The sequence below is a fragment of the Flavobacterium notoginsengisoli genome (genome assembly GCF_014207905.1).
GTDB lineage: Bacteria > Bacteroidota > Bacteroidia > Flavobacteriales > Flavobacteriaceae > Flavobacterium > Flavobacterium notoginsengisoli_A.
In genome coordinates this window covers 569,851-588,341 of record NZ_JACHLB010000001.1, presented here as the reverse complement: position 1 = coordinate 588,341, position 18,491 = coordinate 569,851, and the positions used below count along the sequence as shown (strand labels likewise).

Sequence of the window (18,491 nt, the reverse complement as noted above, 5' to 3'; positions counted from 1 at the left end):
TTTATTGCATTAATTTTCTTGTAAGATAATAAACGTAATAAGCGTTTTTACCAAAAGTGATATTTAAAAAGTATAAAGTTTTAGGAATCCAATGATCGAACAAATCTAATTTTTTTAATTCAGATTTGAGTTCTTTTAAGGTTTCTTTCGAAACTCCAACATTCATTTCAAAAACATGAAACGATTGTCTAATCATTAATTCTTTTCTTAATTCTTCATGAAGTTCAATATTATATAGTTTACCAACATCTTTTCCGATGTCTAAAACACCTTTCCACATTGAGGCTCTTCCTTTTGCTGTATAAGATCCCGGAACATGAAAATCTCCATCTTTTTTAGAATTTCCAAACAACGGCGGATTTCCCGCTCTTCCTCCTACTGACGGATTTGCTAAATAACCTATTCCTGTTGTACAAAAAGCATTTGCTGCGAGGTAAATTTGGTAAAATAAAGTTCCGTCGTATTTGTCAGTCGCTATTTTTTTTGCCCATTCTTTGTTGATAACCAATCCTCCAACAAAACCACACATTCTGAAAATGAATTTCGGAGAATCATTTTTTCCGATAATAGCTTCATTGGGCAAAATTCTAGAAATTCCTAGCGGTTTATTGATGTCTTTTTCAAAACGAATAAACGGTCTGGAAATCATGGCTATCGATTCATTTTTTTTACAAAATTCGTCAATTTCATTTAAACCTCTTTTCAAAAACAAATCATCGTTACCAATTAATATTACCCATTTGTAAAGAGCTAAATCAATTAATCTTCGAATGTTAGCATCGTAACCTAAGTTTTTTTCATTTTCTATATATGAAACAACTACATTTTTAGTGTTAAAAATGATTTGATATTTCTCTGCTACAGCACGTATTTCATTTCTTTCTTTCGAAAAATCCTCGCAAATTATAACTTCATTTGGCAGCATATCCATTTCATTAATAGATTGTAATAAATCTTCAAATTCATTTGGCCTGCCATAAGCTGGAATTGCGATACTATATCCTTGTGTCATTTTTGTATTAAAAAAACTTACATTTTCTGATTTTATCAAAAATATAATTTTAATTTGTATTTGCTTGAAATAAACAATCAAGTTTCTGTTTCAAATTTAACAACAAACTGTATAGTGCTTAAAAACATCTCATTGAGCTTTGGAATAAATTTTATTAATTTATTATTTCCATTGTTATTAATTCCGTTTTACATCAAAACATATGGAATTGATACTTACGGTTTAATTGCGGTATCTCTAGCATTCATCAATATTGTGTCTGTATTATATGATTATTCCTGGTATGCATTTGCGCCAATAGAAATTCAAAAAGTAAAAGACGATTCGAATTTAATCAGTCAATATATTTCTAAAATTATTAATTGCAAGATTGCCGTATTTGTGCCGTCTATACTTTTATTGGTTGTTTTTATTTTATGTTCTGAAATAAAGCACAATCTGATTTTTGCATTTTCATTGTTGGTCTTTCTGTTTTCAAGATCTCAAAACAACCTTTGTTTCTTTATCGGATTAGATAAAGTTTTTCCTTATTTCATCATCAATTCTATTGTGAAAATTGGCTGTATTGCACTGATTTTTATAACTCTAGTTGAAAAGACCGATTATCAATTTGTTTTTTACTATCTAGGAATATCTGATATTCTAATTTTCATTTTTTCGACTTTATATTTAATTAAAAAAAATTATTTTAAATATCATTTTTCTACCATTTCTGAAATTTATGAAGAACTTGTTTTTGGTTACAAATTGTTTTTAACCAATCTCACAATTTGTGCGTTGATGAATTCGAGCACCATAATTCTCAGTATCTTTTTTGATAATACGATTGTCGGAATATACAATGTGGCAGAAAAAATTATCATGCTTTGCAAACAATCTATTAGTGTATTATTTCAAGGAGTTTATTTTAAGGCATGCGAAATCGGAATTTCAAAAATTAAACAACTCAATCATTTTTTAAAATCTGTCTTTTGGGCCTATTTTCTAATGTATGGTTTTGGAGGTCTTTTACTAGTCTTTTTTCCGAATTTGATTATTAGTATTTTAAGTTCTGAATTTACCTCGAATTCTTCTCTTTACTTGATTTATCTTGCTCCCATTCCGCTTATTAGTGCTTTAAATCAATCTGCTTATATGTCATTATTGTTGCATCATAAAAAAAGTACTTATTTTAATGCGCATCTTTATGGACTAATTATCAATATCATCCTTTCTTTTGTTCTCTGTTATTTTATAAAAGTAAATGGTATCATTATATCTTTAATTTTAACCGAAATATTTATAACCGTTTACCTCAATTTTGCAATTTCAAAAAGCGATGAGTTAAACTTTTTCAAGAATAAAATTGACTAAAATGAATTTTTATAAAGAGCTTACTAAGAACGTATTTTATTTGTTCGTAGCTTCTACTCTAATCTATTTTGTTGAAGCTTTTCAATCTATTATGATGATTGCTGTAGCTTTGCTATTACTAAGTTTTGCTAAATTGAAAGATTTTAAAATTTCAAAAAAAAATGCTCCTTTTCTATTTTCTTTTGTCATTTTAGCTTTTTATTACACGCTATTTTTTAGTTCTAAAAGTGTAAAACTTATTGCCGAAAGTTTGCTGTTGTTTGTCATTCCGTTGTTAAGCGTTTATTTATATCGAGTTGAAACTTTTTCAAAAGATTTAAAAAAAATACAATTTGCGTATAGTATTTCTTTGAGTTTATTGTGTTTGTATTTTTTGGCTTTTTATATTTATGATATTCCAAACCACCATTTTGATTGGTATTTAGCACGCTATAATTTAGAGTTTTACAATAAAATACATGGCACTTATATCTGTTTATGGATTGCAATTGCTATTTTATTTCTAGCCGATCTAACCTCAGGTTTTAAGCAGTTTTCTTTGTCTAAAAAGGTTTTGTTTGGTGTTATGTTTGCCCTTCTTTTTTCAGGATTAATTATTTATAATTCCAGAAATATTATTGTTGGGCTTATTGTAATTTCGGGTATTCGATTTTTATTACTGAAAAAACAAAACAAGACGATTTCAAAAAAAGTGCTTTTACTAGTCTTATTTGCCTTTATAGCCATTATTTTGTTATCGAGACGTTATATGGAAGACATTCAATTTCTATTCGAAAATTCGTTTAAAAATTCGACTCGCTACGCCGCTTGGTCTTGCAGCGCGCAACTTATTTACGATTCTAATTTTCTAGGAATGGATTTCAATCTAATTCAAGAAAAATTAAATGAATGTTATGTTCCTTTTCATAGTCTGGAACTAACAAAATTTAAAATAAACTCACACAATCAATATCTTGATTTTCTATTAAAAGGCGGAATTTTTATGCTTTTGGCTTTTATTTCTACGTTATTTGTAAAAATAAAATACGCTCTTAAAAATCACAATTACTTGTATTTATCGCTTACAATCTTATTTGTTATTTCATTTATAACCGAAAATATTTTAGTGCGACAATACGGAATGTACAGCTATTTTTTATGTGATGTCTTGTTTCTCGGTTCTATTCTTGGAAATAAAAATCATAGTCGAAACGAAGTAGAAAAACACTAAAGTTGGTATATACAACATACAGCCATCGCTGCAGCAAACAAACAAATAAATCATACAGCCAACTAAATAGAGATAATTGTTATTCTTGGTTGTAATGGCAATGTAAACGGGCATAAAAAAAGAAAGACAGAACAAGATTATCCCAACAAAACCAAGTTGTTTAAAAATTGACAAATACACAATTTCTTCAATAAACTTAAAGGTTTGGCTTCCAAAGAAACTTAAACCGCTCAATTGTCTAATTTGCTCAATTCTTCCTCCCAATTTTGAATCTAAAATAAATCCTGATAAAGATCCGTATTGAAAATAGCGATTCATAAAAAACGTTCCGATAACAATAAGAATTAATCCGAGTAAAGCATAAATTCTAATCAATCTGAAAATGCTGTCTTTATAAATAAGTACAAAATAAAACAACAATCCAAGCCAAACTGTTCTCGACAATGTGAGTATTAAAGCTAAAATCACAATCATCAATTTGAGCTTAGAAGTGTTTTTTTGATGAAAAATTGGAAACAGCATTAAAATACAGACTCCAAAAATATTTCCGTTATTATAGGTAGAAATCAGCTTATAAAGCGAACCTCTCATGTTGTATTTTCCTTCCAAAGTTCCCAAATCATCTGCGTTTACCGTCACATAAGGTATTTCAATATAATGACCTGTAACTTGCTTGAAAATAAAAAGTAAAACACCGTATAAAGAAACCAAAAATACTGCCTGAACTATCTTTTCTTCGATGTATGAATACTCTATTTTCTTTAAAAAAGGACTTAAAAATAAATAGAAAAATAGCGGTAAAAATGCAAAACTGACATAAAAGGCTACAAGATTTCCAAGTGAGCCCGAATATCCTCTAAAAATCAGATTTAGAGAAAAATACACCACAAATGGCAGCGTAGCTAAATAACAAATAAGATGTTTTGACTGAACAAAAAAGGTTTTTTTTTCGAGTAATATGGTTATTAAAAGCAGAAAAAGAAATCCTAGATATAGATATCCCCAAGTAAAAGGTATTCCCGCAATTTTGAAACCTCCTTTTGGAAGGTAAACTAAAAATAGCAGTCCAATAAAAAAAAGATACTCTCTAATTTTTTCGTTATTCAAAATAAGTTTAAAATTAAAACGCATCTTTTTTTTTATTCTTTTTTACTATTAATTATTTAAAATTTAAGTCTTTGAAGTTCATCCTTTAATTCGTTATTACCCATTAAAAAAGGATCATATTGATTATTGATTGTGCTTAATTTGTAACCAAAATAATTCGGATCCCAAGTAACAAATTCGTTCGTGTAGAAGTACTTTTTGTAAGCATCAAAATCACCATCTATTATTTTTGAGTTATGCTGTATGGAAATATTTTTAATGGTAACATTCTGTTGTGTAGTATTATAACCTAAATCTACTCTAATGTTTTCAGGAAAAACCTTATCTGGAAAGTTGATTACAATTTTTTGCATTTCATTGGAAGCATAAACAGGTCTAAAAACAGAATTTTCATCTTTCCACTCTCCTCCTTCTACTAAGTAAAAAACCTGCAGTTTATCATTTTTAGCAAAAATACCTTCAATGGTAACCGTAAAAATATCTTTTTTCTTGGTTTGGTTTTCTTCCTTTTTTCCGCAAGATGATACTAATAAAGCAATTAAAAGGCAGGTTGAAATGATTCTCAATTTCATTTTAAAAAAAATTATATTAATTGTTCTTTTCTTTTTCTTCAAGCAAAAGTTGCTTTTTGTAAAATGCTTTAAATGAATTTAGTAACACAAAAAACAAAATAAATAAAAGAGGTAAATAGAATTTTAGCTTGCTATTAATCGATTTTTTGCTTTCAACATTTATCGTACTACTGATTTCTTTGATTGTTTTTTCGTAACTGATCAATTTAAGTCTATTTTTTCCTTGATCATCAATTAAATACTGTTTTGTTTTTATAAGGTCGTTTAACTGGGTATTTTCATTATAATAGACCAATTTGTCGTTTTGCGCTCCTTTTGCAACATTAGAAAAATTGCTTAAAACATTATTAATCTGTTTGATAATGGAATCATTTTGAACAATATGTGCTTGTAAATTTTTTAATTCAATTTTCTGAACTGTATTAAAATATTCTGAATTATTCAAAAAATTCAAAATTGGCACTGCAAAGTCTGTATCATTTCCTATTTCATTTGTTGTAAAAGAAATGGTGTGATATCTATAGTTTTTGCTGGTTATGGTGTCTACCAAGATTTTGTTGATATCACCATTTTCAGCCATCAATTCTAACAATTGAAAATTACGCTCTTTGTTTTCTACAAATTTATAAGCTTCAACAATTGGTCTAATTTGAATTCTTTTAATCAATTTTGGTCTTTTAATTCCAACTACATTTTTTAGAAAAACAGTATCGTGTGAAATTACTTTAGACTGTAGTAAATCAATTTTTGAATATAAATAATCGACGCTTTCAAAATTTGGCTCTACAATAATTTCATTACTGTATGATTTTCTTGCAGTGTCTAAATACCAGCCAATAGCAAAACCAGTCACAATCAATACTAAAACTATAATCCAGTTTCTTAAAAAGAATTGAATACTACTAAAAATAGAACGATTCAATCTCTCAAAAAAGTTACCGATCTTTTTAGAAATCTGAACTAAATCAATTTCCTGATCTTCTTGATTTTGTGGTACTTTTGTACTCATCTAAAGTGCTATTTTATATTAAAAATTTGTTCTAAAATTTTAATTGTAATCAAATAAGTTGGTTTAACACCAGTTGTTCCAAGTCCGCCAGAAGCCAAAGTACTTCCTGTTTCCAGCGGATTATCTGAAGCATAATAAGCATATCGAACTTTAATATCTTGAGGCACACTTTTTCTAATTTTAGATGCCGACTGAATCGCTTTTTGATAGTAAGAACCTTCCATTTCAAGACCAATTACTCCCCAAGTAGATTCGTGGAAAAATTTCAGCAAATCTCTGTTTTGTAATGACGTTCCTAAAACGGTAACCATTGCTCCTTCATAAATATCAATATCGTTTCCTTCGAACATTGCGCCTGTCAATTCATTTTCGAAGAAATAATTATCTGCAGTTCCTTCGTTGATATGAGCCGTTGGAATCATGATATCTCCTTTTCCACCTTCTAAAATCCCCGCTTTACCCATAATCGAAACCGATTTTACATTTAGTAAAGTTTCTTTTTTAAATGGTTTCAAAAGCTCATCGATTGTTTCGTAAGCTTGCTCGCCAAAAGCATAATCCATTACAATTATTACAGGTTTATCTTCTCCTACATTAGCATGCGAAAAAGCCGTTTTTGACCAGTCAATTTTTGCGGTATCAAAAATCTGAACGTCGATATTTGTTCCTGAACTATCTGGCAACGAAATCATTCCATTTTTAAAAGCCAGTTCTTCAACCTGACCTCTAATTTCTTTTGATCCAGAACCGCTTAATTCTTCATAAATAAAGAAATCCGTTTTTCCTTTATATTTCGTTTTCAACAAAGGCGTCGCAAAAATCGAATTCATCACACTGTGCATATTTGCACTAATAACGTGAATTGGCCTTTTCAGCAAATCATTAGCTTTTAAAACTTCTTTAATATTTGTTGCCCAGATTTCTCCGTGAATATGATGTCCTAAACGCTCACGTAAAACTGGACTAAAAGTAATCGTACGTTTGTTGTTTTCAACAATTTCTTCGATTGCCAGTTTTCCTAACCAATAAATTACGTGTAAGAATCGATCTGGTGCATTTTCTGAACCAAAAGCATCGTAAATATCTAAAACTTCTTCAAAAGTTCTTGCTAAAATATTGGCAACGTGCGAAATTGCTTTTTCTTTTTCAACTTGCGAAAGCTTTTTGGTTTGCATAACCGCTTGTTCCAATTTCTGCCAATCGCGAGAAACTTCTCCACCGTCATCAATTAAAACTCTATTTTTAATTTTATGAGATTCAATGAAAATGAACGTTAAATGTGTAAGGATATCGTAAATATCAGAGCGTCCGCGCGTGATTTCCACGTTCATTTGCTCTTCGTCGATTCTATAGCAGTTTCTTCTTCTTTTTGGAGGAACAATTGGCTGAAAATGCGATTTAGAATAACCTTCATCTGAAGTTAAATTGATAAAACGGCATTGTTCAATTCCGATTGGAAGACGTTCTATAACGTATAGAAGTCCGTTTAGTTCTACTTTTTCTTCTGCAATATTTCCATAGATTTCTGGACGTAATGCCAATAATGATTCGCGTAAACTGTCGCCAGAAACTCCCATTGGTTTATAAAAACCACGGTTGAATAAATGGCGCATTGTAATGTACATTTTTTCTATCGCCGCAGAAGATTCCTGCGCTCTTGATCTTGATATATGTTTGGTTTCTTTCATTCTGTATTATTTTGTAAACTCAAATGTAGTTAAATACACGGCATGCCGTGTATCTGCAACATTATTTTTTAAAAAATCATTTTTATTTTGATTTATCTTCTGTTTTAAATTTATCCTTTGCCCATTTTTCGGGATTTGAAACAATGTAATCAGAAATTCTTTGATAATCATTATTACTTCTAATGATATTATCGTAAAATAATTTTTGCCATTGATGCGGATATCCTAATCTATTGGCATGTTTGGTTACCGCAGATTTATACGATCCAACAATTGACGAAATAGTATTTTTTCCAATGTTTTGAAATCGTTGCGAGCCTGGATTCGATTCTGATGATATTTCAGATGATTGTTGAGATAGGACGTGTTGAGACAGGGCATGCCCTGTCTGTACATAATCCATGCTCAAATGCCCTGCCTGTAAGTGATTCATCCCCAAGTCATTTGCGTTATCCAATGGTTTATTAATTATCAAAATTCCATGAATATGATTTGGCATTACCACAAAATCACCCAATTCGACATTTTTATGATGTGATGGAATTTGATGCCATAATAAATCGGCAATAATTCCAGCATGCGATAAAATCATTTTATTATTTTGAATTTCTCCAAAATAATGTTTCCTGTCTTGTGTACAAATAGTTATGAAATAGGCTCCATTCCATCCATAGTCCCACCATTGGGCTCTTATCGAAGAAATACGGTATTTATTTTGAAATTTTCCTTGACTCATTAATTTTTTATTTACTTCTCAATTTATATATTGTAGTAAATAACTTATTAATACGAAAAATATTACCTAAATGCTATCTCAAATTATCCGCAATCTTTCTATCATTTGACAATCTCGGAATCTTATTCTGTCCGCCTAATTTCCCTTGCGATTTCATGTATTCCTGAAATCCATTTTTAGAAACTTTGGTAATCACTACTTTTCTTAAAACATTTCCTGTGATTAAATCATCATAATAAATGTTTTGTTTACGCATCGAATTGTCGATCGTTTCAGCAAAAACTTCCATGTTTTCTGGTTCTTTTTCAAACTCAACCAACCATTCATGATATGGCAATCCGTTTGACGGATTAATCTGCGGCGCAACTGTAAATTCATTAATTACAATATTGGTCGATGCAACAGCTTCTTTCATTGCATTTTCTACTTCATTGGCAATTACGTGTTCGCCAAAAGCAGAAATATAATGTTTGATACGTCCGGAAACTATCACACGATAAGGCGCTAGAGAAGTAAACTGAACTGTATCACCAATATTATAACGCCAAAGACCTGCATTTGTAGAAATTATTAAAACATAGTTTATGCCCATTTCTACTTCACCAATTGTAATCGCTTTTGGGTTTTCTTCAAAAAATTCATCGGCTTTTATAAATTCGTAGAAAATTCCAGAATTTAGCAATAAAAGCATTCCTTTTTCTTTCTGAGAATCCTGATAGGCAAAAAAGCCTTCAGAAGCCGGAAACAATTCTATACTATCTACCTTTCTGCCAATCATTTGTTCAAACTTGGCGCGATAAGGTTCATAATTTACACCTCCATAGATAAATAGATTAAAGTTTTTGAATATTTCGCCAATCTTTTTTCCATTGCTTTTTTGCTGTAAACGCTCAAAATACATCTGTACCCAAGACGGAATTCCTGAGATAACCGACATATCTTCTTTTATGGTTTCGTCTACAATAGCATCTACTTTGGTTTCCCAATCTTCAATACAATTGGTTTCCCAAGATGGCATTCTATTTCTTTGCAAATATCTCGGAACAAAATGTGCCACAATACCCGAAAGTCGTCCAAATTTAATTCCGTATTTTTCAGTCAAAATTGGACTTCCTTGAAGAAATATCATTTTTCCATCAACAAAATCAGTGTTTCCTGTTTCATTAACATAATGCAAAATAGCATTTCTCGCCGCTTCAATATGATAAGGCATTGATTCTTTGGTCAGCGGAATAAATTTCGCTCCAGAAGTTGTTCCAGAAGTTTTTGCAAAATAAAGTGGTTTTCCTGGCCAAAGAATACTTTCTTCTCCTTTTATAACCTTTTCAACATAAGGTTTCAAATCTTCATAATCTCTTACAGGAACGTTTTTTTGAAAATCTTCGACCTTTTTTATTTGATTAAAATAATGGTCTTTACCAAAACTGGTTTGGGCTGCACTTTTTATTAAATTTTGAAAAACCTTTTCTTGTATTTCGACTGGTCTTTGGGCCCAAGCCTGCGTTTTTTTATATATTTTTCTGGCAAATATTTTTGCTGCTAAAGCTTTGATTGACATTTTTTATGGTATTATTTTTTGTCACTTTTCTTTTTGTTCTGAGTTTTTGTTTGCAATTCCTTTTCAGTATTTGCCACCTCATCTCTTAATTTTACTTCCGCATCAGAAGCTTTCATGTTTAAATCTGAAGGATCTTCTGCCGTTTCTGATAAAATCGAATCTTTATTAAATTTTGAATACTCTAATTCTCCTTTTAATACTTTCTGAATGCCTTTTATGTAGGCTTCATTTTGCTTTAAAGCTGTTTCTAAAGAATCAGATTTTATAGCCAGTCGCGTAGCATTTCTCTTTAATTCTGTCGAAGAATAACCTGGAATAAATTCGCGGAGCGGCGTAAAAGCGATAATAAAAGTGGTTACTAAAATTAAAAAAATACCTCCTAAAGTAAACGTTACGAACACGTTCATTAAAGTAAGCCTAAAAGAAAAAATTTCTTCAAAAGTGTCTTCATTTAAAATTACCAATCTATTTTTAATGAATAATTTTTTTCTTAAATTCTTTTTCTTTTTTTTAGCCATTGTACTTCATTATGCTAGCAAATATAGTAATTAATCGTCACGATAACGATCGGGAAAATACTATGAAATGCTATAATTTACGATTTTATAAAATATTTAACGTGGTTAGATACTAATATTTTAAACTAAAAATACTTCTATTTCGTATATTTCTGTATACCTTTGCGGAATAATTAAGAAAAACAATTTGCTTCGGCATTAAATATACAATCATGGGAAGATTAGGTCTTACAGAAATCCTTGTAATAGTAGGTATTGTGATTTTACTTTTTGGAGGTAAAAAAATTCCAGAATTAATGAAAGGTTTAGGAAGCGGTATTAAAGAATTTAAAAACGCTGCTAAAGACGATCAACCTGCTGCTTCTAAAAAACAAGAAGAAGAAACGAAATAATAAATTCGAAACTTATTAAAAAATCCCAAACTGCAAATTGTAGTTTGGGATTTTTTTTGTGCTTTTAATAATAAAGATATTTACATATAGTTTGTCATTTCGACGAAGGAGAAATCTTCGTAAGTAGCTCTACAAAGAATAGACAAATTGTAGCGGAGTTACTCGTGGAGATTTCTCCTTCGTCGAAATGACAAGATTGAAGAAGTTTTGGAATTTTACAAAACCATCGTCAGCTGAATTCTCTTTCTATCTTCATCAACCTCAGTAACTTTAACGTCAACATGCTGATGTAATTTCACCACTTCGTTTACATCGCTGACATAACCCGATTTTAACTGCGAAATATGCACTAAACCGCTTTCTTTGATTCCGATGTCGACAAAACATCCGAAGTTGGTGATGTTATTAACAATACCTGGTAATATCATTCCGGTTTTCAAATCTTTGATTGATTTTACATTCGCATCAAATTCAAAAACCTTAGCCGACTTTCTTGGATCCAATCCAGGCTTTTCAAGCTCTTTTATGATATCTTTCAGCGTCAATAAACCAATTTCTGGTGTTACATACTTTTCGGGCTTAATAAGCGCTGTTTTCTCTTTGTTTGCAATTAATTCATTCAAAGAAATATTCAAATCTTTCGCCATCTTTTCAACAACGGGATAAGCTTCCGGATGCACCGCCGAATTATCCAACGGATTTTTAGCATTTGTAATTCTGATAAACGCTGCTCCTTGCTGATACGCTTTATCTCCTAAACGAGGCACTTTTTTCAGCTGTTTTCTGTCTTCGAAAGGGCCGTTTTCAGAACGGTATTGAACAATATTTTCGGCCAGCTTCTCCCCGATTCCACTCACATAACTCAGTAAATGTTTACTTGCCGTGTTGATATTGATTCCGACCGAGTTTACACAACGAATTACAGTGCTGTCCAATTCTTCTTTAAGTTTCGTTTGGTCAACATCGTGTTGATATTGTCCTACTCCAATTGCTTTCGGGTCAATTTTTACCAATTCGGCCAAAGGATCTGAAAGTCGTCTTCCGATAGAAACTGAACCACGAACGGTTACATCATAATTAGGAAATTCTTCTCTCGCAATTTTTGATGCTGAATAAACCGAAGCTCCAGCCTCAGAAACCACAAAAACCTGAATTGGTTTATCAAAAGCAATTTTTTTGATGAAAAATTCAGTTTCTCTTGAAGCGGTTCCGTTTCCGATAGAAATAGCATCTATTTGATACGCATTGACCATCGAACGGATTTTTTTTATCGCCATTGTTTCCTCATTTTGTGGCGCGTGCGGATAAATGGTTTCGTTGTATAACAAATCGCCTTTTTCGTCCAGACAAACTACTTTACAGCCACTTCTGAATCCTGGATCTATTGCCAAAATACGTTTTTCTCCCAATGGCGGAGCCAATAATAACTGACCCAAATTGTTAGCAAAAACCTGAATAGAATTAGCATCTGCTTTTGCTTTTGCTTCTTGTAAAGTTTCGTTTCCAATTGCAGGATTCAACAAACGTTTATAACTATCCTCAATTGCTAATTGTAAGTGAGCTGTGGTATTATTTTGTTTTTTAATGATAATTTCATCGATAACATCGTAAGCGTCATCGATATCAACATCGATTTTCATTTTGATAAAACCTTCATTTTCTGCTCGTAACATAGCTAACAAACGGTGCGCTGGCGCTTTTGTCAATGGTTCTTCCCAATCAAAATACTGGTTGAATTTTTGAGCTCCTTCTTCTTCCGCTTTCTTTTTAACCACTTTTGTAGCGATTGTAGCTTTACGCTGAAACAATCTTCTTAATTGTTTACGAACATAAATATTCTCATTAATCCATTCGGCAACAATATCTCGTGCGCCCTGAATTGCTGCTTCTTCGTTGATAACATTTTCATTAATATATTGAGTCGAAATAAAATCAATATCGGCATCACTTTCAGATATAATCAATTTCGCTAATGGTTCTAAACCAAATTCACGCGCCACATCTGCTTTTGTTTTTTTCTTCTTTTTATACGGAAGGTAAAAATCTTCAATTTCTTGTAAGTCAAAGCTATCTTCAATTTTTTTCTTCAATTCTGGCGTAAGCGCTTTTTGTTCTTCAATCGATTTTAAAACCGCTTCTTTACGTTTTATCAAAGTATCGTAATCTTTTTGAAGTTTGGCAATCTGCTCAATAACAGTTTCATCCAGATTTCCTGTTGCATCTTTTCGATAACGAGAAATAAACGGAATCGTACAATCTTCTTCTAATAGTTTTACTGTATTTTGAATGCTTACAGCAGGTGCCTGCACTGACTTGGCGATGAATTGAATGTTAGTCATATTTTTAATGAAATAAATTCTTAATGTTAAAGTGATATATTTTACTTGTTAAAAACAAGATATATAGATCAATTAGTTTGCTAAAATAATATCTTTGTTTTTAATTTTTAGCCTATGAAAGTTTTATTACTCTATTTTTTATTTGTAAACTGCTTTACATTTCTCCTCGCTGGCTACGATAAATTTCAAGCTAGAAGACATAGAAGGCGAATTCCAGAAAGTGTATTGTTTATCATGGCTTTTATTGGCGGATCTGTAGGTTTGTTAATAGGTATGTTTTTCTTTAGACATAAAACGGCAAAAACTACTTTTATTATGAAGTTCTCTTATATTATTCTTGTTCAGATTGTCGTAATCTATCTAAAAATGACTCAAAAAATTTAGATATTAACATTGTTGATAACTCCAAAATTTAAAAATAACTATTTGAATTTTAAATATTTATAAAATAAAAAACCGGAAGAATTATTAAAAATCCGCCCGGTGTGTTTATTTTCTTAATGGTGCGCAGCACCGAATTTTTTCTACTTTTTAAGCGCAAGCAATTTTATTCACTCTATTTTGATGTCTTCCCCCTTCAAAAGCGGTATCTAAGAAAGTTTCAACAATTTCTACAGCCTGATGAATAGAAGTAAACCTTGCCGGAATACTCACAATATTTGCATCATTATGTAAACGTGTTAAATACGCGATTTCTTTAGTCCAACATAATCCAGCTCTCACTTTCGGGTGTTTATTAACAGTCATTGCAATTCCGTTACCGCTACCGCAGATTACAATTCCAAAATCAGCTTTTCCTTCAGACACATCATTGGCAACTGGATGTCCAAAATCAGGATAATCAACAGAAGCATCAGTATCTGTACCATAGTTAGTTACTTCATAACCTCTTGTTTTCAGCATTTCAACAATTGCTTTTTTATATTCTGGGCCTGCGTGGTCGTTTCCTATCGAAATTTTCATTTTTTATACTATTAAGTTGTGTTATGCAAATTTACTTAATTAATGAATGGTTGCCACGAATTACCCTAATTTTCACAAATTTTTTTCTTTTTAAATGGTGTATATAAACATTCCAATATAAATTCTTGTACATTCGTGTAATTCGCTTTAAAAGCCTCTGTTTTGCAACTATCTTACTGTCAAAATCTTAACAGTTATTAACAATTTTGATAACTCTCTAAGTATCTCATAATCAATAAAGAATAAACAGAATTTTTGTTAAAATTTTGAGGTGTTAATAGGAGTTTGTAATTGCTTGATATTCAATTAACTTTAAGTTAACAGAAAATGTTAATAAGTTCGAAAAGAAAATTAGAAGTTTTTTTTGGTTGTTTACAAAAATTTCATAATCCAAAACTGGAATTAAATATGCAAGAAAAGTTTCGTGAATTTTTGGAAAAGTTATCAATATCAAAAATACCATTTTCAACAACTATCAACATGTTAACTTATTTACAAAATCAATTCACTTTTGGTTGTCAACCGTTGTTAATTAAAATACAAAAAGTCTTATAAATAAGTAATTTAACTAAAAATAACTATGTTGATAACTCAGAATAAATAAGTAAAACGAGATTTCAATGACTTCAAAAAAAAATTTATTCGACATATTAACAAGCTATAATAACCATAAATTTTTTTTAAATTTTTAAAAATCTTTTTTGTTGTATTTAATATATGTTGAAAACTAAAAAAGTTGAAAAGGAAAAAAATTAATTTTTTGAAATTGAGATTGAAACTTAAAATTGATTTTTGAGATTGTTTCAGACGATTTTAAGCGGATTATTGAGATTGTCCAAGATTTCTTGAACTTGCTCGAAATCGTTTGGATGAACTTTGAGTTTTATTCCGCCCAGCGCATTGGAGTAAAACGGCATGACAGAAAGTGTCATTTCGTTTTCGAAAAAATATGGGATTCCTTCCTGTTCCAGTAAGTGTTTGAGAACTACGGTTTCGTGCAGATAATTGAATACAGCAATCGTTTTAAAGCTTCCCATTTTAGGTGTTTTTGTAAATGTACGAAAAGTTATATTTTTAATAATTCTATTTGTTAAAAAGTATTATCTGATTTCTTATTTGTAATTTTAAACCTTATAAGAAAAGATTATATGAGTAAGAAAATTAGAAAGCCGATAAAAAAAGAGAAAGATTTCTCTGGGAAGATCCTGAAGATTTTATCGCAAAACGCCAATAAATCATTTAATTACAAACAGATAGGAGCAAAGTTAGAACTTGATGATACAAAAAGTAGAAATCAGATTATAAAAGATTTAAAGATTCTGACAGCTCAAAAAAAGATTATAGAAACAGAACCTGGAAAATATTTAATTAAAGCGGTTAGCCAAGATTATTACGAAGGAACGATAGATATGACGAGCAGAAAAACGGCATATTTTATTTGTGACGAATTTGAAGAAGATGTTTTTATCCCGACCAATAACTTGAATCGTGCTTTAGATAAAGACAAAGTAAAAGTTTACGTTTATAACCGTAGAAAAGGGAAAAGACCTGAAGGTGAAGTTATTGAAGTTATTGAAAGAGATAAAACAGAGTTTGTTGGTGTAATTGATATGCAGCCAAATTTTGCATTTGTTTCTACTGCAAACCCGAAAATGTATACCGATATTTTTATTCCGAAAGATAAATTGGGAGAAGCAGAAAACGGTGATGTTGTTTTGGTTAAGATTGAAGATTGGCCAAAAAGAGCCGATAGTCCGTTTGGATCTGTAATTCGAGTTTTAGGAAAACCTGGAGAACACAATACAGAGATTCACGCTATTTTGGCTGAATATGGTTTGCCAGCTGATTTTCCGGTAGAAGTAGAGGTTTTTGCACAAAAATTGGATACTTCGATTCAGGAATCTGAGATTGCAAAACGTCGTGATATGCGTGATACGCTTACGTTTACGATTGATCCAAAAGATGCAAAAGATTTTGATGATGCCTTGTCTTTCAAAAAGTTAGAAAATGGAAACTTTGAAATCGGAATTCATATTGCCGATGTTTCTTATTATCTTGAAGAAGGAACAATTCTGGATGATGAAGCGTATCAAAGAGCTACTTCGGTTTATTTAGTCGATAGAGTAGTGCCAATGCTTCCTGAAGTATTGTCTAACTTTGCCTGTTCGCTACGTCCGAATGAAGAGAAATATACTTTCTCTGCCGTATTTGAAGTTTCTCCAACAGCCCAAGTTATTAACCAATGGTTTGGAAGAACTGTAATTTATTCAGATCAGCGTTTTGCATATGAAGAAGCACAATATATCATTGAAACAAAAGACAATACAATTCCAGTTGATGTTTCTATTACGGGAGAATCTTATGTCGTTTCAGATGAAATTGTTGAAGCTACTTTAAAACTAGATGAATTAGCTAAGATTTTAAGAAAGAAAAGAATGCAGCAAGGTGCAATTTCTTTTGATAAAGTGGAAGTTAAATTCAATTTAGATGCTGAGGGAGAACCAGAAGGAGTGTATTTCAAAATATCAAAAGATGCCAATCATTTGATTGAAGAATTCATGCTTTTGGCAAATAGAAAAGTTGCTGAATACATTGGAAAACAAAAGAAAACATTTGTTTATCGTATTCATGATGAACCAAATGAAGATAAACTAATTGCAATGCAGACAGTTATCGCTAAATTTGGTTATAAAATTGATTTTAGAAACAAAGGTGATATTTCGAAATCATTGAATGCTTTGATGGAAGAAGTAAATGGAAAAAAAGAGCAAAATCTTATTGATACTCTTGCAATTAGAAGTATGAGCAAAGCCAAATATTCGACAGATAATATTGGCCATTATGGTTTAGCTTTTGATTATTACAGCCATTTTACATCGCCAATTCGTCGTTATCCAGACGTTATGGTACACCGTTTGTTACAATATTATCTCGATGGAGGAGCTTCTGTAGACGAAGAAACATATGAAACAAAATGTTTACATTGTTCTAACATGGAAAACTTAGCAACAAATGCTGAACGAGATAGCATCAAATACATGCAGGTTAAATACATGCAGGATCATCAGGATGAAGAATTCCTTGGAGTTATTTCTGGTGTTACTGAATGGGGAATTTATGTTGAAATCGTCTCTAATAAATGCGAAGGAATGGTGAGAATCAGAGAAATAAAAGAAGATTACTATACTTTCGACGAAAGACAATATGCTTTGGTAGGAGCCACTTCAAACCGTTTATTGCAATTGGGAGACGAAATTTACGTTAAGGTAAAAAATGCAGATTTAGTTAAAAAACAACTGGATTTTCATTTTTTGAGACGAGCAGAATAAAGTAATTAATTAAAAAAAATAAAAGTATGAAAAAGCTAATTATTGGAGCAGCAATTTTATTTGTACAAATGTCTTTTGGTCAAGTTACCAAAGAGTTAGGAGATTTTGATACCGTAAAAGTTTACGATAAGTTAAGTGTAAAACTAGTTCCGGCATCTGAAAATAAAGTAGTTATAAAAGGAGCAAGAGAAACTGAACTGGAAGCTGTTAATAAAAATGGTGTTTTAAAATTGAGAATGCCATTTCCAAAACTTCTTTCAGGAAATGATCTTGAAGTAACTCTGTATTATAAACATTTAGAATTAATTGATGTTAATGAAGGAGCTGAAGTAACAAGTAAAGAAACCCTAAAAGCAACTTCATTTAAAGTATCTGCACAAGAAGGTGGAAAAATTAATGTAGATTTGAATGTTGATAAACTAAAAGTAAGTTCGGTTTCTGGTGGAGAAATCACTGTTACAGGTAAAGCAGATAACCTTGATGCAGGATTAGGAGCTGGTGGATATTTCCTTGGAAGTAAATTAGCCACTTCTCAGACCAAAGTAAGCGTTTCTGCGGGCGGAAAAGCCGATGTTAATGCTTCGACCCTTGTCGATGCAAAAGTGAGCGCAGGAGGCTCTATTTACATTTATGGAAAACCAAAACAAATTAACCAAAAAACAGTCTTTGGTGGTAAAATCGAAGAAGTAAAATAATAATTGGTAC

Annotated in this window: 17 protein-coding genes; 6 read left to right on the top strand and 11 right to left on the bottom strand. The window is 31.1% G+C overall.

Features of this window, described 5'->3' with window-relative positions; translation table 11 throughout:
• Window position 1: 1 nt before the first annotated feature.
• Window positions 2-1,051, bottom strand: a complete 1,050-nt coding sequence (locus HNP35_RS02460) for a glycosyltransferase family 2 protein (RefSeq protein ID WP_184158791.1) — start codon at window positions 1,049-1,051, stop codon at window positions 2-4.
• 75 nt (window positions 1,052-1,126) lie between these two features.
• On the opposite strand from HNP35_RS02460, the gene HNP35_RS02455 reads away from it, so the two are divergent.
• Entirely contained in the window at window positions 1,127-2,365 is a 1,239-nt protein-coding gene (locus HNP35_RS02455; protein WP_317618004.1) for an oligosaccharide flippase family protein, read from the top strand.
• A gap of 1 nt (window position 2,366) precedes the next feature.
• Complete coding sequence (locus HNP35_RS02450; protein WP_184158795.1) at window positions 2,367-3,575, top strand: O-antigen ligase family protein; 1,209 nt, start codon at window positions 2,367-2,369, stop codon at window positions 3,573-3,575.
• Here HNP35_RS02450 and HNP35_RS02445 read toward each other — a convergent pair.
• The 7 genes from HNP35_RS02445 to HNP35_RS02415 all read right to left on the bottom strand — a co-directional run bounded on the left by HNP35_RS02445 (window position 3,501) and on the right by HNP35_RS02415 (window position 10,763).
• Complete coding sequence (locus tag HNP35_RS02445) at window positions 3,501-4,682, bottom strand: O-antigen ligase family protein (RefSeq protein WP_184158797.1); 1,182 nt, start codon at window positions 4,680-4,682, stop codon at window positions 3,501-3,503. The genes HNP35_RS02450 and HNP35_RS02445 overlap by 75 nt on opposite strands.
• Before the next feature lie 56 nt (window positions 4,683-4,738).
• Complete coding sequence (locus tag HNP35_RS02440) at window positions 4,739-5,254, bottom strand: hypothetical protein (RefSeq protein ID WP_184158799.1); 516 nt, start codon at window positions 5,252-5,254, stop codon at window positions 4,739-4,741.
• A 16-nt stretch (window positions 5,255-5,270) separates the two neighbouring features.
• Window positions 5,271-6,263 carry a hypothetical protein gene (locus HNP35_RS02435; RefSeq protein ID WP_184158801.1) on the bottom strand — a complete coding sequence of 331 codons (993 nt, stop codon included), beginning with the start codon at window positions 6,261-6,263 and terminating at the stop codon, window positions 5,271-5,273.
• A gap of 8 nt (window positions 6,264-6,271) precedes the next feature.
• A complete protein-coding gene (locus tag HNP35_RS02430) occupies window positions 6,272-7,951 on the bottom strand; it encodes a DUF6909 family protein (protein ID WP_184158803.1) in 1,680 nt (559 codons plus the stop codon).
• A gap of 82 nt (window positions 7,952-8,033) precedes the next feature.
• Entirely contained in the window at window positions 8,034-8,687 is a 654-nt protein-coding gene (locus tag HNP35_RS02425) for a transposase (protein ID WP_184158805.1), read from the bottom strand.
• Between the two features lie 73 nt (window positions 8,688-8,760).
• Window positions 8,761-10,245 carry a GH3 auxin-responsive promoter family protein gene (locus HNP35_RS02420; RefSeq protein WP_184158807.1) on the bottom strand — a complete coding sequence of 495 codons (1,485 nt, stop codon included), beginning with the start codon at window positions 10,243-10,245 and terminating at the stop codon, window positions 8,761-8,763.
• An 11-nt stretch (window positions 10,246-10,256) separates the two neighbouring features.
• The gene (locus HNP35_RS02415; RefSeq protein WP_184158809.1) at window positions 10,257-10,763 is read right to left on the bottom strand and encodes a peptidase; all 507 of its coding nucleotides are present in this window, start codon (window positions 10,761-10,763) and stop codon (window positions 10,257-10,259) included.
• Between the two features lie 212 nt (window positions 10,764-10,975).
• Here HNP35_RS02415 and HNP35_RS02410 point away from each other — a divergent pair, with 212 nt between their 5' ends.
• Window positions 10,976-11,155, top strand: a complete 180-nt coding sequence (locus tag HNP35_RS02410) for a Sec-independent protein translocase subunit TatA/TatB (protein ID WP_008465789.1) — start codon at window positions 10,976-10,978, stop codon at window positions 11,153-11,155.
• A 215-nt stretch (window positions 11,156-11,370) separates the two neighbouring features.
• Here HNP35_RS02410 and HNP35_RS02405 read toward each other — a convergent pair whose 3' ends face one another.
• Entirely contained in the window at window positions 11,371-13,494 is a 2,124-nt protein-coding gene (locus HNP35_RS02405) for a Tex family protein (protein WP_184158811.1), read from the bottom strand.
• Between the two features lie 114 nt (window positions 13,495-13,608).
• Here HNP35_RS02405 and HNP35_RS02400 point away from each other — a divergent pair, with 114 nt between their 5' ends.
• Window positions 13,609-13,878, top strand: coding sequence for a DUF1294 domain-containing protein (locus HNP35_RS02400; RefSeq protein ID WP_184158813.1), 270 nt, complete (start codon window positions 13,609-13,611; stop codon window positions 13,876-13,878).
• A gap of 147 nt (window positions 13,879-14,025) precedes the next feature.
• On the opposite strand, the gene rpiB is transcribed toward HNP35_RS02400, so the two are convergent.
• Both rpiB and HNP35_RS02390 read right to left on the bottom strand, forming a co-directional pair.
• The gene (rpiB, locus tag HNP35_RS02395; protein ID WP_184158815.1) at window positions 14,026-14,457 is read right to left on the bottom strand and encodes a ribose 5-phosphate isomerase B; all 432 of its coding nucleotides are present in this window, start codon (window positions 14,455-14,457) and stop codon (window positions 14,026-14,028) included.
• An 803-nt stretch (window positions 14,458-15,260) separates the two neighbouring features.
• Window positions 15,261-15,494: a putative signal transducing protein gene (locus tag HNP35_RS02390; RefSeq protein ID WP_184158817.1), complete on the bottom strand. Its 234-nt coding sequence runs from the start codon at window positions 15,492-15,494 to the stop codon at window positions 15,261-15,263.
• Window positions 15,495-15,605: 111 nt separating this feature from the next.
• On the opposite strand from HNP35_RS02390, the gene rnr reads away from it, so the two are divergent.
• Both rnr and HNP35_RS02380 read left to right on the top strand, forming a co-directional pair.
• On the top strand, window positions 15,606-17,786 hold the full coding sequence (gene rnr, locus HNP35_RS02385) for a ribonuclease R (RefSeq protein WP_184158819.1): 2,181 nt from the start codon (window positions 15,606-15,608) through the stop codon (window positions 17,784-17,786).
• A 26-nt stretch (window positions 17,787-17,812) separates the two neighbouring features.
• A complete protein-coding gene (locus HNP35_RS02380; protein ID WP_184158821.1) occupies window positions 17,813-18,481 on the top strand; it encodes a head GIN domain-containing protein in 669 nt (222 codons plus the stop codon).
• The last annotated feature ends 10 nt before the right edge of the window (window positions 18,482-18,491 follow it).

Excerpts from the sequence above, each read along its gene's own strand:
- HNP35_RS02440 (WP_184158799.1), bottom strand. The coding sequence starts at position 5,254 with ATGAAATTGAGAATCATTTCAACCTGCCTTTTAATTGCTTTATTAGTA.
- HNP35_RS02420 (WP_184158807.1), bottom strand. The coding sequence starts at position 10,245 with ATGTCAATCAAAGCTTTAGCAGCAAAAATATTTGCCAGAAAAATATAT.
- HNP35_RS02400 (WP_184158813.1), top strand. The coding sequence starts at position 13,609 with ATGAAAGTTTTATTACTCTATTTTTTATTTGTAAACTGCTTTACATTT.
- HNP35_RS02425 (WP_184158805.1), bottom strand. The coding sequence starts at position 8,687 with ATGAGTCAAGGAAAATTTCAAAATAAATACCGTATTTCTTCGATAAGA.
- HNP35_RS02415 (WP_184158809.1), bottom strand. The coding sequence starts at position 10,763 with ATGGCTAAAAAAAAGAAAAAGAATTTAAGAAAAAAATTATTCATTAAA.
- HNP35_RS02405 (WP_184158811.1), bottom strand. The coding sequence starts at position 13,494 with ATGACTAACATTCAATTCATCGCCAAGTCAGTGCAGGCACCTGCTGTA.
- HNP35_RS02435 (WP_184158801.1), bottom strand. The coding sequence starts at position 6,263 with ATGAGTACAAAAGTACCACAAAATCAAGAAGATCAGGAAATTGATTTA.
- HNP35_RS02380 (WP_184158821.1), top strand. The coding sequence starts at position 17,813 with ATGAAAAAGCTAATTATTGGAGCAGCAATTTTATTTGTACAAATGTCT.
- HNP35_RS02430 (WP_184158803.1), bottom strand. The coding sequence starts at position 7,951 with ATGAAAGAAACCAAACATATATCAAGATCAAGAGCGCAGGAATCTTCT.
- rnr (WP_184158819.1), top strand. The coding sequence starts at position 15,606 with ATGAGTAAGAAAATTAGAAAGCCGATAAAAAAAGAGAAAGATTTCTCT.
- HNP35_RS02450 (WP_184158795.1), top strand. The coding sequence starts at position 2,367 with ATGAATTTTTATAAAGAGCTTACTAAGAACGTATTTTATTTGTTCGTA.
- rpiB (WP_184158815.1), bottom strand. The coding sequence starts at position 14,457 with ATGAAAATTTCGATAGGAAACGACCACGCAGGCCCAGAATATAAAAAA.
- HNP35_RS02410 (WP_008465789.1), top strand. The coding sequence starts at position 10,976 with ATGGGAAGATTAGGTCTTACAGAAATCCTTGTAATAGTAGGTATTGTG.
- HNP35_RS02390 (WP_184158817.1), bottom strand. The coding sequence starts at position 15,494 with ATGGGAAGCTTTAAAACGATTGCTGTATTCAATTATCTGCACGAAACC.